Origin of the sequence: Nocardia sp. NPDC059764, from assembly GCF_042732555.1 — a bacterium.
Taxonomy (GTDB): domain Bacteria; phylum Actinomycetota; class Actinomycetes; order Mycobacteriales; family Mycobacteriaceae; genus Nocardia.
Genome location: NZ_JBHWHH010000188.1, coordinates 1 through 13,846, shown reverse-complemented (window position 1 = coordinate 13,846; position 13,846 = coordinate 1). Strand labels below are relative to the sequence as shown.

Below are 13,846 nucleotides of genomic sequence, written 5' to 3'. Positions count from 1 at the left end.
TAATCGCACCGGGCCCCTTGGCATTCCGCTAAGCGGAAACTGATCAGCCGAGACTGAAGGGCTGACCCCACAGCGTGTAGGCGGTGATCACATGATCGGTCTCGACCTGAACCGCGATGAACGAGCGCGCCTGCGCGTAGCCGCCGCAGCCGTTCAGGTTGATGGTCTCGTCCGACCACGTCACCGAACCGGAGTTACCCGAGAACACGTTGCGCTTGTAGTGCGCCTCGCTGCCGTAATCGTCGGGCGCTTCCAGATCCAGGACGTAGAACGCCTGCGACTGGCCGGGGCCCAGGGTCAGGTTGCCGCCGACATTCGCACCGGCCGACGGGCTCGAGCCGTCGTAGTTGGCGCCCGCGCTCGAGTCGCCGCTGGCGCCGCCGCCGGAGATGTTGACCTGGCAGCCGACCACGTAACCGGGGACGATCTTGCCGCCGGCATTGCCGTGGGTGCCCGACAGCTCGACGCGCGCGCTGCCCGAGACCCAGGCGTTGCGGTGCAGCGGGGTCGCGCCCAGCGACGGGTTGATATTGGCCGACTCGCCGGTCATGGAGATGGTGACGATGGTGCCGTCGTCCATGGTCTCGGTGATGGAGCCGCCCGGCAGCGGCACGAAGGTGTCGGCGTTGGCCGCACCCGTGGAGAACAGGCCCAGGGCGGCGGTGGCGACGGCGCCGATCCCGGCGGCCCGCGCCATGGTCTTGCGAACGTTCATGATGGTTTTCCCTCTAAGGTCGAATTCGCTTGCGCGAGAGATGAATCGGGTGTCTGACCACACGTCAGCCGAGGCTGAACGGCTGCCCGTAGAGGGTGGTCTTCGAGTAGTGGTCACCGATGATCTCGACCACGGTGTAGGCGCGCGCCTGGGCGTAACCCGCGCAGCCCTGCACGTCGACCGGCACATCCTTGTAGTCGATGGAGTAGCGACCCGCGTCGAGGACGTCCTTGGAGTTGATCTGGAGGAAGGTCACCTGGCCGGGGCCGAGGTTCAGACCGATGGAACCGCCGGCATTCGCGCCGGTCAGGCTCACGCCGCCGGAGATGCCGGCGGAGATGGCGTTGTCGGCGATGTTCACCTGGCAGCCGATGATGTAGCCGGTGTTGACCTGCGACGCGCCGTGCGTGGAGGAGTTGTTGGTGCCCGGGCCGTTGGTGGGGCCGTTGTTCGGGCCGACCGTGCCCGCGGGGGTCTCGGTGACGTCGGCGACGACCTTGCCCGAGAGCCAGGCGGTGCGGCCCGCGCCGTTCGCCGACAGCGACGGCGAGATGACGGCGTGCTCGCCGAGACGGTTGATGGTCACGCCCGCTCCGACCTTCTGACCGTCCGGCAACGGTACGAAGGTGTCGGCGTTGGCGGCGCCGGTCGACAGCAGGCCGAAAGCCACGGAGGCGGCTGCGCCGATACCCGCGGCACGCGCGGTCCAACGCAAACCGGCAGTCCGGTTCTCGCTCATTGTTCCCTCATCAGTTTTTTTGCGGACAACCCCGACCACCGGGGTTGAAGAGGGCCCACTACGGCACAGAACTCGGCAGGAGCAACTATCAAGCGCGCTGCTCATTTTCTATGCAGCCGTAGCTTTGTTGACCCGGAAGAGACTTTAGCCACAACAGCTACTGATTGGCAACAAAGAGATATAGGACGCGTCAAATCACGGCCTCCGAGATACGGCTAATTCTCGGCAGCCGTGATGTAAACGAATCTCAACCGTGATGGGGCGGCTTCTGCGCGCGCAGCCAATCATCGGAGGACTGAACGGAATCCGGCTCGGGAGTGCGCTCGTCCTTGGTCGTGGACGGCAGCTCGTCGCCGAAGACGCGCGCGAGCCGGGCGCGTTCGGCGGGGGTCAAACGACGAGACCCCGCCCGGCGCTCGGCCGGACGGGGCGACTCGGGTGAATCAGGTGTGTCGGCGTCGGTCATTCCGACAGACCGGACAGTTCATCGATGACCTTGCTCGCCAGCGGGCCCAGGGTGGCCATGCCGTCCCGGACCGCGGCGCGCGAACCCGGCAGGTTCACCACCAGCGTGCTGCCCGACACCCCGGCCAGACCGCGCGACAGGCCCGCGTCCAGCGAACCCGAGGCCAGGCCCGACGCCCGCAGCGCCTCGCTGATCCCGGGCAGCACCCGGTCCAGCACCTCCTCGGTGGCCTCCGGCGTCACGTCACGCGGGGACATGCCGGTGCCGCCGACCGAGATGACCAGGTCGACACCGCCGATCACCGCGGTATTGAGGGCATTGCGGATCTCCACCTCATCGGCCGACACCGACACCGAGGCGTCCACCAGGAACCCGGCCTCGGTGAGTAGCTCGGTGACCAGCGGACCCAGCGAGTCCACTCCGCCATGGGCGGTTCGATCGTCGACGACCACGACAAGAGCACGGCCCGCCACAGCGGCATCGATTTCCATGGTGCTCACCGTAGCGCCCTTGTCCGACAACAGCTCCCATCCCCCGTCGGAGGTGACACGGATCGCCGGTACCGGTTCCCTGCCATTGACACGGTTGCTCATCGTCCGCCCTCCGCGGCTGCTTCGCCGAGGGTGACCTCGACGGTCTTGGGGTTCTTGCCCTGGTCGTCGGTGTAGGTCACCTTGACCTTGTCGCCGGGCCGGTGCGAGCGCACCCCGGCGATCAGTGAATTGCCCGAGTCCACGATCTGGTCGTCGATCTTGGTGATGATCGCGTTCTTCGGGATGCCCGCCTTGGCGGCCGGGCCGTCGGGCGACACGTCCATCACGCGCGCGCCGTTCACATCGTCCTGCGCCCGCACGGTCACACCGATCTGGGCGTAGGTGGCCTTGCCGTTCTTGATCAGCTCGTCGGCGACGCGACGCGCGGTGTCCACCGGGATCGCGAAGCCCAGGCCGATCGAGCCGCTCTGCGCGCCCGCCGACTCGGCGGTGCCCATGGTGGCGATGGCGGTGTTGATGCCGACCAGCTTGCCGTTCATATCGACCAGCGCGCCGCCGGAATTGCCCGGGTTGATGGCCGCGTCGGTCTGGATCGCGTCGATGACCGTGCCCTGCGAACCCGGCTCGCCACTGGTGGAGACCGGGCGGTTCAGCGAGGAGACGATACCGCTGGTCACCGTGCCCGCCAGGCCCAGCGGCGAACCGATCGCCACCACGGCCTGACCCACCTGCAGATTGCCGGACTGACCCAGCTCGATCGGCTTCAGATTCGACTTGCCGGTCACCCGGATGACCGCGATGTCGGACACCGGGTCCGCGCCCACCACGGTGGCCGGGGCGGTCGAGCCGTCATTGAACGCCACATCCATCTTGGCGTTCTGGCCCGCGCCGCTGACCACGTGATTATTGGTGAGGATCAGCCCGTCCGAGGACAGAACCACCCCGGAGCCCTCGCCCTCGGCCCGCGCGCCCGCGACCCGGATCATGACCACGCTGGCGAGCACCTTCTGCGCCACCGCCTGCACCGAACCCTCCGGGGCGGGCGCGGCCTTGCCATTGCCCGCGGGCTGATCGAGCGCATTGCTGACCGTGCCGTGATCGCTGCCGTGCGTGGCCAGCGCGCCCACCGCGCCACCGATACCGCCGCTGAGCAGCGCCAGCACGACCGCGCCCGCGACCAGACCGGTGCGGCCGGACCGCTTCGGCCCCGGCGCGCCGCCGTACGCGAGACCCGGCTCACCCGGCACCCCGGGCCCACCCGGACCACCGGGCACGGCCGGAATCACCTGCGTCGGATGCGGACCCGCCGCATACGCCGGAAGCTGCCCCGTCGAATACGCCGACTGCTGCCCCGTCGAATACGCGGGCTGCTGACCCGTGGCGTAAGGCGACTGCCCCGCCCCGGCGACAGGCTGCTGTCCCGTGGCGGGCGTGGGCTGCTGCCCGGCCGCGTACCCGGCCCCCGACGCCGCGTACGCCTGCCCGTAACCCCCGCCCGGAATCTCCCCGGTCGACGGAGTCCCACCGCCGTACTGCTGCGAATAAGGCTGTGCGCCACCGAAAGCCGCCCCATAGGCGGGACCGCCCTGCGGCGCGCCGAAACCCGCCGGGGCCGCACCGGGCAGCACCTGGGTGGCCGGATCGACCGCACCCGAACCCGGTTGCCCCGCAACGCCGTACGCCGCTCCGGCCGGACCACCGAAGGCCGGTGAACCGGCGGGCGGCTGCGCGCCCGCGGCGGGCTGATCGGCCCGGGGATCGCCGCCCTGAGCCTGGGGCGCTCCGCCGGAGAATGATTGCGCCGCACCGAAACCGGGCGCGCCGGGCGTACCGGGAGCACTCGACGCGGGACCCGCCGCGGGCGCTCCGGGATGGCCGGGCTGCGCCGGGGGCGGGAAGGCACCGGGAGCCGAACCCGGGCCGGCGGGCGCGAAGCCGTTGAAGGAGTCGGCGGCGGGAGCGCCCGCGCCCGCGGGATCGCGCTTCGGCAGGCCCGACGCGGTGGTGTCGGACCCGGCGGGCTGCCCGCCGGCGGGCCCGGAGGGTGCGCCGGCCGCGGCGGCGTTGTCGGCGGCCTGGCCTTCGGGCTCGGTGCCCCGCTGGTTCGAATCCTCGGTCATTTCTCGTTTTCTCCTCGAGTCTCGTCGCCAAGCCTGGCGGGAACGACTGAGAGTGGACTGAGACCGTGCTTGCTTTTCGCCGAGCTTTCCGGGTTCAGTTCTCCGCCTCGGCGGGCAGGGGCTGTGCGCTTTCTCCAGGCAGAACGATACGGATCAACGCGCCCCCTCGGTCGGAAGTGTCGATGTTGATGGTGCCACCGTGTTTGGTCACCACCTGCTTGACGATGGCCAGGCCGAGCCCGGAGCCGGGCATGGAGCGCGAGGCCGTGGTGCGGTAGAAGCGCTCGAACACCAGCTCGCGTTCGGCGGGCGGGATGCCGGGCCCGGCGTCGTCGACGGCGAACTCGAGCAGTCCGCGCCCGTTCTCGCGCATGGTGACGAACACCTGCGCGCCCTCCGGACTCCACTTGGCGGCATTGTCGAGGACATTGAGCAGGGCACGTTCCAGGCCGGGTTCGTCGCCGTAGACGAACCAGGGCCGCAGCTGGGCCTCGAAGTCGATTCCGGTGCGCCGCCGCCGGACTCGCTCCAGCGCGCGTTCGGCGATCTCGCCGAGGTCGATGCGCTCGTACACGGTTTCCGGGGCGTCCTCGCGGGCCAGGTCGACCAGGTCGCCGACCAGTGTGGACAACTCCTCGATCTGGGCCATCACGTCCGAGCGCAGTTCGGCCATGTCCTCGTCGGGGATGCGGGGCGCGCCCGGCCGGGAGGAGGCGATGAGCAGTTCCATATTGGTGCGCAAAGAGGTCAGTGGCGTCTTCAGCTCATGGCCGGCGTCGGCCACCAGGCGGCGCTGTCGTTCCCGGGATTCGCCGAGGGCGCGCAGCATGGTGTTGAAACTCTCCGTGAGCCGGGCCAGTTCGTCGTCGCCGGTGACCGGGATGGGGGTCAGGTCGTCGGTGCGGGCGATGCGTTCGGTGGCGGCGGTGAGCCGGGCGATGGGCCGCAACCCGGTGCGGCCCACGGTGGTTCCGGCCGCCGCGGCCACGATGACCCCGCAGCCGCCGACCACGAACAACAGCCAGGCCAACCGGTCCAGGACTTCCTTGGTCGGTTGCAGCCGCTGCGACACCACCAGCGTCGACCCGGAGTGGGTGCGGCGGGCCAGCACCCGCTGATCGTCGACGGTGCGCAGCGAGAACCCGATCTCGCCGCGGGCCACCTGCCGTTCCTGATTGCCGATCGGCGGAATCGTGGTCTGCGGCGGCACGTACTGCGACTGGTCCGCGAACACCAGCGCCACCCCGACATCGCTGGAGTAGAGCCCCGCGAACACCAGCGACTGGAAGCCGAGGCTGTCGAGGTTGTTGTCGATCATCACCGAGGCGCGGGCCCGCAGCTGCGAGTCCACGTCGGCGTACAGCGACCGGGCCACCATGGCGTAGGCGGCGATGGAGGTGAAGGCGACGGCCACGGCGACCACCGAGGCGGCCAGCAGCGTCACCCGCCAGCGCAGCGACACCGAACGGGTCAGCGGCATCGGCGGCCGAAGTCCGTCGTTCTCCGTCCGCGATCCGAGTCCGGCGACCGCGGTCCGCCGGGGAACGGCTCTACCCACGAGCGCCCTGCCTACGGAGGAGTCTCGCGCAGCACGTAACCGACGCCGCGCACGGTGTGGATGAGCCGCGGCTCACCGTCGGCCTCGGTCTTGCGGCGCAGGTAGCCGATGTACACCTCGAGCGCGTTGCCGGAGGTGGGGAAGTCGTAACCCCACACCTCCTCCAGGATGCGGCTGCGGGTGAGCACCCGGCGCGGGTTGGCCATCAGCATTTCCAGCAGCGAGAACTCGGTGCGGGTGAGGCTGATCGGACGTTCGCCGCGGGTGACCTCGCGGGTGACGGGGTCGAGCGAGAGGTCGGCGAAGGACATGGCCTCGGAGGAGGCGTCGACCGGGTCGCCGGCGGTGCGGCGCAGCAGGGCGCGCAGCCGGGCCAGCAGTTCCTCCAGCGCGAAGGGCTTGGGTAGGTAGTCGTCGGCGCCGGCGTCCAGCCCGGCGACCCGCTCGGACACCGAATCCCGTGCGGTGAGTACCAGAATCGGCAGATCGTCGCCGGTGCTGCGCAGCCGGCGGCACACCTCGAGCCCGTCCAGCCGGGGCATCATGACGTCCAGGACCAGGGCGTCGGGTCGCTGACTGGCGGTCTTCTCCAAGGCGTCCAGACCGTCGACGGCGAGGTCGACGGTGTACCCGTTGAAGGTCAACGAGCGACGCAGCGATTCACGAACCGCGCGGTCGTCGTCGACTACCAGAATGCGCATGGCCACCAGTCTGCCCACAACGACTGAGAGTCCACTGAGAAGGGCCCCTCCGACACGCCGGGTGGGTGAGGCAGATGACCTGCGTGTTTTACGAACGGCCGATGCTGAGTGGTTGCAGTGTCACCTAATTCGACGCGAAAGCCGTTGTGGCAAGCCCGCATTCGGAGGCTTATACACTACGTCCTCCGAATTGCCGTTACTCAGCTCACGCGGTATGTTGCAGGCCGGAAAAGAAGACCCTTAGTTGGTTCTGCGCGGGCTCGACCCCAAAGCCGTACAACCGCATACGTACCCGGGGGTCAATCGTGAAGCGGAGGCGACGGAAGCGGGATGGAAGCAGCACCCCGGTCGTGGCAATTCAGCCTGTCCAACTGGCCCGTTACCCGCAAGGTCGGCATCGTGCTGGTGCTCCCGGTGCTTCTGGCCGCGACCTTCGCGGTACTGCGCATCAACAGCGAATTGCAGACCATCTCCAAACTGAGCGCGGCCTCGGAGCAGATGGACGTGCTCCGCCCCACGGTCAAATTCCTCACCAGCACCAATGAACTCGCGGTCGCCGCCATCGTCGGCGGCAACCAGGACGTGGACGCCGACCTCGACGCCGCCACCGCCAAGTTCGACCAGGCCCAGGCCGAACTGGAGACCGCGCTCAAGTCCTCCAACGCCGACCCCCGCGTCGTGAAGGAACTGGGCACCGCCATGGCGGTCGCGAAGACCATGCGCAACAGCCTGCGCACCAGCTCCCCCCAGACCATCGGCGATCAGGCCGACGAGGTGCAGACCCGGGCGCAGAACTCGCTCGCGGGCGCGCCCACCGTCGGCGACCTCCGGGTGCAGCAGTCCTTCCTGCAGTTCGGCGCCGCCCTGACCGCCTCGCGCCTGCTCACCCAGGAGCGTGTCATGCTCGCGGTGCCGGGCGCCGGCGCCAACCCCGCGCTGCGGACCAAGCTGCTCACCGCCATCGGCGCCGAGATCACCATGATCGAGGTGTACCGCGGCATGGCGCCGGAATCGGCGCAGAACGCGAACACGCTGAAGGACAATGCCGGCGCCCGCGTCGGCATCCTGATGCAGAACGTGCCCGACCCGGGCACCCTGCCCGCCATGCAGGACTCGCTGCGCGGCAGCGCGGACGCCTACGCCTCCGAGGTCGCGACCGTCGCGGGCACCATGGGCGCCAAGCTGTCCGAGCTCACCACCGAGGCGCGCAACAACGTGCTGCGTGACACCTCCATCGTGATCGGCATGCTGCTGGCCGGTCTCGCGCTGGCGCTGGTGGTGGCCCGCTCGCTGGTCGTGCCGGTCCGCCGCCTGCGGCGAGACGCCTTGCAGGTGGCCCACATCGACCTGCCGCAGGAGCTCGAGGTGGTGCGCGCCGGCGGCGCGACCCCGGAGATCTCGCCGGTCGACGTGCACACCACCGAGGAGATCGGGCAGCTGGCCCGAGCCGTCGACGACATCCACTCCCAGGCCCTCCACCTGGCCGCCGAACAGGCGCGACTGCGCCTGCAGATCGGCAACATGTTCGAAACCCTCTCGCGCCGCAGCCAATCCCTCGTGGAGCAGCAGCTGTCGCTGATCGAGGAACTCGAGCGCGACGAGGACGACTCCGAGCGCCTGCAGTCGCTGTTCCGCCTCGACCACCTCGCCACCCGCATGCGCCGCAACGGCGACAACCTGCTGGTGCTGGCCGGAACCGCGCTGCGCCGTGGCCATCTCGCGCCGGTGCCGCTGTCGGACATGCTGTGGTCCTCGGTCTCCCAGGTGGAGGACTACCAGCGCGTCGAGATCGGCACCGTGCCCGACGGCATCGTGGCCGGTGAGCCCGCCGTCGACATCGAGCACCTGCTGGCCGAGCTGATCGACAACGCGCTGCGCTACTCCCCGCCCACCACGCCGGTCGCGGTGTCGGTGGCGCGCGCGGTGGACGGCGGCTACCTGATCGAGATCACCGACCGCGGCCTCGGCATGAACGCCGACGACCTGCAGGGCATCAACGACCGCCTGGCCTCCGGTGGCGAGGTCAATGTCGAGACCGCGCGCCGCATGGGTCTTTTCGTCGTCGGCCGCCTGGCCAAGCGGCACCACATCACGGTGAGCCTGCGCCGCACCTCCGCCATGGTGCAGCAGCCGGGCATCACCGCCAGCGTGCACCTGCCGGGCAGCCTGGTCTCGCCCGCGCCGGAACGCCTCGGCGACCCGACCGGTCAGTACCCGGTGGCCACGGCCCTGCCCATGCCGCCGTCGGCCCTGGCCTCCGGGCCGATCCCGGCCGCGGCCCTCGCCTCGGGCCCGATTCCGGCCGCCTCCGGGCCGATTCCGCTGGCGCCGGGACAGATTCCGCCGCCCGTCGGACCGATCACCGGACCGAACCCCGTGGTCAACCCGCCGCGGCTGACGCCGGTGCCGAACCTGCCCGAGCCCCCGACCGGCCGCTTCCCGACCACCAGTTCCGGCCTGCCGCAACGCAAGCCGGGCACCGATACCGGTGAGCACCCGATCGTCCCCGCGTTCCCGGAACCGCCGCAGCCGCAGGCCGATCGCTTCTCCGACGGATTCACCGACGCCTTCTCCCCCGACGACGCCCGGGCCTACGGCGCGAGCGCCGTCCGGCCCGAACCCGCGGCGCCGCAGGGGCCCGCCCCCATGAGCTTCTGGGGCGAGGCCGCCGAGTCCACGGAATCGGCCGAGCACAGCACGGTTTCCGAGCAGGCCCCCGGGTCCGAGCCGGACACGGAGGAACCGGCCGGTTACGCGCCGGAGCCGATCGCCCCGGCCGCGGAAACGGTCGCCCCGCTCCCCCAGCGGGTCGCGCCCCAGCAGGTCACGCCGATGCCGCAGCGGGTCGCCCAGGTGCCCGAGCGCCTCGTTCCGGCGCCCGAGCCCGTCGCGCAGGCGCCCGAGCCCTTCACGCCAGCGGCACGGGAGCCCTTCACCCCGGCGGCCGCGTCCTTCGCACCGGCCCCCGGTCCGACCGCGCCGATCACCAACGCCCGCAACGGCGGCTACGTCGAGAACCCCAACGGCCCGGACACCGGCAGCTACTTCGGCAACGGTTTCAGCGCCTTCGGCGACAACGACCGCCCCACGCTCCCGCCCACCGCCGGCCCAGGCAGCGTGAGCGTCGGCGACATCGGCGAAGCCGCTGTTCGAGGCGGCGACAACGCTATTCGCGGCAACGAGGCCGCACCCGCCGGATCCCGTCCGGCGGCGCCGCAGACCGGCCTGCGTCCGGTCGAGGGTGCTCCGACCCCGATCTACCAGCGCATGGTCTCCGAGTGGCTGGTGGAACCAGCCGACGGGCAGCAGACCGGCGCCGCCTGGTCGTCGTCCTCGGACGTCGGCTGGGCCGCGGCCGAGGACGCGGCCAACCCGACCACAACCAGTCGTACCGAAGGCGGCCTGCCGATTCGGCGGCCCGGCGCCCAGCTGGTGCCGGGCGCGGTCGCCCAGGAGGACGACGGTACCGGCCGTGACCCGGAAGAGATCCGCAACAGCCTCAGCAGGCATCTCAGCGGCGTCCACTCCGGGCGGGTCGACTCCCAGTACAACGACGGAGGGCATGCATGACCGACACCCAGAGCACCACAACGGATGAGAATCTGAACTGGCTGGTCACCCGCTTCACCAAGGAGGTGCCCGGGGTCTCGCACGCCGTGCTGGTCTCCGCGGACGGTCTGCTGCAGGCCACCAGCCCGCACCTGCCGTCCGACCGCGGTGAGCAGCTGGCCGCGGTGACGGCCGGTCTGGCCAGCCTGTCCGCCGGCGCCGCACAGCTTTTCGAAGGTGGCAAGGTGATGCAGTCCATCGTGGAGATGCAGCGCGGCTACCTGCTGGTCATGAGTGTCGGCAATGGCTCGCACCTGGCGGTGCTGGCCAACAAGCAGCACGACATCGGCCGCATCGGCTACGAGATGGCCCTCCTGGTCGACCGGGTCGGCTCCGTCGTCTCGGCCACCGCCCGCACTGCCTAGATGAGTCGAACACTGCCTAGATGAGTCGCAAATGACCAATCCTCATGGCGGTGGCGGTAACCGGCCACCGACCACCCGAGTTCGCCCCTACGCGTTGACCTCCGGCCGTACCGAGCCGGCGGTCGAGCTACCGCTGGAAGCGGTCGTCGAAACCCTGTCCTACACCGCCCACTTCGACTGGCCCGCCGGCGACGTGCGCACCGAGATCCTGCGGCTGGGCACGGCCCGGCTCTCGGTCGCCGAGATCGCGGCGCACCTGGGCCGTCCGCTGGGCATGGTCCGGGTCGTCATCGGCGATCTGGTGGTCGCCGGAACCCTGCGTGTGCATTCGACTTTGAGCGATCAGGCGACCTTCGACGAGCGCCGCTCCCTGATGGAGAGGACCCTGCATGGACTCCGCGCCCTATAACGGCGGAGGCTACCCCGCCGGCCCGCACGGGGGGCCGGCGTACACGACCGGGCAGTTCCCGAACCCGGGACTGCAGTACCCGCCGCGGCCGGGCGAGGAGTCGCGCACCGCGTCGACCAAGATCGTCGTGGCGGGCGGATTCGGCGCGGGCAAGACCACCTTCGTCGGCGCGGTCTCCGAGATCGTGCCGCTGCGCACCGAGGCCATGGTGACCGGCTACTCGGACGGGGTCGACGACCTCGCCGCCACGCCCGGCAAGGAAACCACCACCGTGGCCATGGATTTCGGGCGCATCATCCTGCCCGGCAACCTGGTGCTGTACCTGTTCGGCACGCCCGGGCAGCGGCGGTTCTGGTTCATGTGGGACGACCTGATCAAGGGCGCCATCGGCGCGGTCGTGCTGGTCGACACCCGCCGCATCGAGGACAGCTTCGCGGCCGTGGACTTCTTCGAGGCCAAGTCGCTGCCGTTCCTGATCGCGGTCAACCGCTTCCCGGACGCGCCACGCTTCCCGGTCGCCGAACTGCGCGAGGCGCTCAGCGTCCGCGAGGGCGTGCCGATCGTGGACATCGACGCGCGTGACCCGGTCGAGGTGCGGCGGTCGCTGGCCGCGGTCACCGAATACGCGATCGAACGGCTGATGACGGCGCAGCGCGAAACCGCGCAGCGCGGCTGACGTTCGCCCATCCGGGTTCGGGCTTACGAAGGACAGAGGTGTCTGGATGATCTACTTCTCGATGGGCTACTGGGTGATCGCGCTGGCGGTGATCGTGTCGTTCGCAGGGGCGGCCTGCGGGCTGGCGTGCATTCGGCAGTCCACCAAGTCGGTGACCCAGAAGTTCCGGATCGTATGGCTTTTCGTGGCGGCGGTGTCGATCGGCGGCGTCGGGGTCGCGATGCCGGTGTTCGTCTCCATGCTCGGTTTCGACGTGCGCGGCACCCAGCTGCGCTACGACAACCTGTCGATCACGCTGTTCTCGGTGCTGTCGGCGATCACCGTGTTCTTGGCGCTGCTGATCACCGGCAAGACGCTGGTGTGGTGGCGGCTGCTGGTCGCGGCGGCCGTGATGGCCTTCGGGATCGGCGACGTGCACCAGCTGCTGCTGGGCGCCATCCGGATCCAGGGCACCGCAGACCGCGGCCTGGTGTCCACCGTCGCGGTGTACGCGATCGCGTTCGTGCTCGCCGCGCTGACCCTGTGGTTCAGCCTGTGGGTCGGTTCGGTGCCGATGGTGCTGGCCGGCGCGGTGGTGTACGCGGTCCTGGTGACCAGCATGCATTACGCCGGACTGACCGGTTTGCAGGTGCACGTGGACCCGAACGCGCCCGCGCCGCAGGGGAACGTGCTGTTCACCTTCTTCGTGCCGTTCTTCATCATCGGCACGCTGTCGCTGGCGATTCCGATCACCGCCATCCTGGTCGCCCCGGATCGGCGCGAGGCCCGCGCCCCGATCGCGACCCCCGATCCGGCGGTCGCGCACAGCACGTCGCTGCAGGCGGCCTCGCAGCACGCCGCGTCGCAGCAGCAGGGTGCGCGCCGGCCGGAATCGGCGCTCTGACCCGCACTAGCGCGGCACGTCCCGGGGATCCAGCAGACCGAACAGCTCGCCCTGGGGCGCGGCCATGATGGCCATCCGGCCGAACGGTCCGTCGGTGGCGGACATGAGCACGGTCGCGCCCAGTTCCACGGCGCGGGTGAGCCCGGAATCGATGTCCTCGGACTGGAACCAGGTCAGCCAGTAGGGCTGGGCGGGGGCGACGCCGTTCACGCTGTCGTCGTTGATGCCGCCGACCGAGCCGGTCCCGCCGGGCGGGGTGAAGGTGGCGTATCGCGTTGTCTCGTCGTCGAATTCGGCGAAGGCGAACCCGAAGACCGCCGCGTAGAAGGACTTCGCGGCCTCGAAATCGCCGGTGTGCAAGTCGTTCCAGACGTAGGCGCCGTGCTCGTTGTACACCGCGGCGCCGTCGTGGGCGCGTGCCTCCCACACCGCGAACGGCGCGCCGGAGGCGTCGGCGGCCACGAACATGCGGCCGAACTCCATCACGTCGAAAGCGGGCACCAGCAGGCGGCCGCCCGCCGCGGTCACCTGCCGCGCGCAGGCGTCGGCGTCGGCCACCGCGAAGTACGTGGTCCACACCGAGGGCACCCCGGCCTCGGGTTTGGGCCCGATGCCCGCCACCGCGCGGCCGTCCCGCAGCGCCATCAGGTAGCCGCCCGACTCCTCCCCGCCGCCTTGCATGTCCCAGCCGAACAGTCCGGCGTAGAACTCGCCGGCCTTGGCCGGATCGTCGACCTGGCAGTCGACCCAGCACGGTGTTCCGGGCGGCCACGCCTCGTCGCGTACAGGCATTTACGAATCTCCGTTCTCACTCATCAGTGACGCACCTCACAAAGCGCCCCCAGTCAACCACTCTCGATCGATCGCCGCGATGGTTCGGATTCGGCTCCCGGCGGCACCGCCGTCGAATTACAGTGGGAGTCATGCGTTTCGGGCTGGACTACGCCGCAGGTCGGCCCGCGCCGAGTGCCATCACGGCCAACGGCTACGACTTCGTGGTTCGCTACCTGCCCGAGGGCGGCCCCTCGCTGCCGGGCAAGCTGCTCACCCCCGCCGAAGCGGATGACCTGCGCGCACAGGGGATTTCCATCGTCGCCAACTGGGAGACCAC

At 70.0% G+C, this 13,846-nt stretch carries 14 protein-coding genes; 6 read left to right on the top strand and 8 right to left on the bottom strand.

Annotated features, from left to right (window positions below):
• Positions 1-43 precede the first annotated feature (43 nt).
• The 7 genes from ACFV4K_RS29915 to ACFV4K_RS29885 form a co-directional block, all read right to left on the bottom strand.
• On the bottom strand, positions 44-715 hold the full coding sequence (locus tag ACFV4K_RS29915; protein ID WP_379279416.1) for an MspA family porin: 672 nt from the start codon (positions 713-715) through the stop codon (positions 44-46).
• 64 nt (positions 716-779) lie between these two features.
• The gene (locus ACFV4K_RS29910; RefSeq protein WP_379279415.1) at positions 780-1,454 is read right to left on the bottom strand and encodes an MspA family porin; all 675 of its coding nucleotides are present in this window, start codon (positions 1,452-1,454) and stop codon (positions 780-782) included.
• Positions 1,455-1,701: 247 nt separating this feature from the next.
• Positions 1,702-1,920, bottom strand: coding sequence for a hypothetical protein (locus ACFV4K_RS29905; protein ID WP_379092717.1), 219 nt, complete (start codon positions 1,918-1,920; stop codon positions 1,702-1,704).
• Entirely contained in the window at positions 1,917-2,411 is a 495-nt protein-coding gene (locus tag ACFV4K_RS29900) for a MogA/MoaB family molybdenum cofactor biosynthesis protein (RefSeq protein WP_357280873.1), read from the bottom strand. The genes ACFV4K_RS29905 and ACFV4K_RS29900 overlap by 4 nt, the downstream gene beginning before the upstream one ends.
• Positions 2,412-2,509: 98 nt before the next feature.
• Entirely contained in the window at positions 2,510-3,916 is a 1,407-nt protein-coding gene (locus ACFV4K_RS29895; protein WP_379279418.1) for a S1C family serine protease, read from the bottom strand.
• A 712-nt stretch (positions 3,917-4,628) separates the two neighbouring features.
• Positions 4,629-6,014, bottom strand: coding sequence for an ATP-binding protein (locus ACFV4K_RS29890; RefSeq protein ID WP_379279414.1), 1,386 nt, complete (start codon positions 6,012-6,014; stop codon positions 4,629-4,631).
• Between the two features lie 89 nt (positions 6,015-6,103).
• Entirely contained in the window at positions 6,104-6,793 is a 690-nt protein-coding gene (locus ACFV4K_RS29885; RefSeq protein WP_357092281.1) for a response regulator transcription factor, read from the bottom strand.
• 330 nt (positions 6,794-7,123) lie between these two features.
• Between ACFV4K_RS29885 and ACFV4K_RS29880 the strand changes: the two genes are divergently transcribed.
• The 5 genes from ACFV4K_RS29880 to ACFV4K_RS29860 are packed head-to-tail and all read left to right on the top strand — an operon-like array spanning position 7,124 to position 12,735.
• Positions 7,124-10,363: an ATP-binding protein gene (locus ACFV4K_RS29880; protein ID WP_379279412.1), complete on the top strand. Its 3,240-nt coding sequence runs from the start codon at positions 7,124-7,126 to the stop codon at positions 10,361-10,363.
• Entirely contained in the window at positions 10,360-10,767 is a 408-nt protein-coding gene (locus ACFV4K_RS29875) for a roadblock/LC7 domain-containing protein (RefSeq protein ID WP_213559341.1), read from the top strand. The genes ACFV4K_RS29880 and ACFV4K_RS29875 overlap by 4 nt, the downstream gene beginning before the upstream one ends.
• 31 nt (positions 10,768-10,798) lie before the next feature.
• Positions 10,799-11,176: a DUF742 domain-containing protein gene (locus ACFV4K_RS29870; protein ID WP_357092287.1), complete on the top strand. Its 378-nt coding sequence runs from the start codon at positions 10,799-10,801 to the stop codon at positions 11,174-11,176.
• A complete protein-coding gene (locus ACFV4K_RS29865; protein ID WP_357280672.1) occupies positions 11,157-11,852 on the top strand; it encodes an ATP/GTP-binding protein in 696 nt (231 codons plus the stop codon). Before ACFV4K_RS29870 ends, ACFV4K_RS29865 begins: the two co-directional genes overlap by 20 nt.
• Before the next feature lie 46 nt (positions 11,853-11,898).
• Entirely contained in the window at positions 11,899-12,735 is an 837-nt protein-coding gene (locus ACFV4K_RS29860) for a hypothetical protein (RefSeq protein WP_379279411.1), read from the top strand.
• A gap of 6 nt (positions 12,736-12,741) precedes the next feature.
• On the opposite strand, the gene ACFV4K_RS29855 is transcribed toward ACFV4K_RS29860, so the two are convergent.
• Positions 12,742-13,527, bottom strand: a complete 786-nt coding sequence (locus ACFV4K_RS29855) for a VOC family protein (RefSeq protein WP_357092295.1) — start codon at positions 13,525-13,527, stop codon at positions 12,742-12,744.
• A gap of 131 nt (positions 13,528-13,658) precedes the next feature.
• On the opposite strand from ACFV4K_RS29855, the gene ACFV4K_RS29850 reads away from it, so the two are divergent.
• Positions 13,659-13,846 (top strand): glycoside hydrolase domain-containing protein (locus ACFV4K_RS29850; RefSeq protein ID WP_379279410.1); only part of this gene is annotated, 188 nt, incomplete at its 3' end.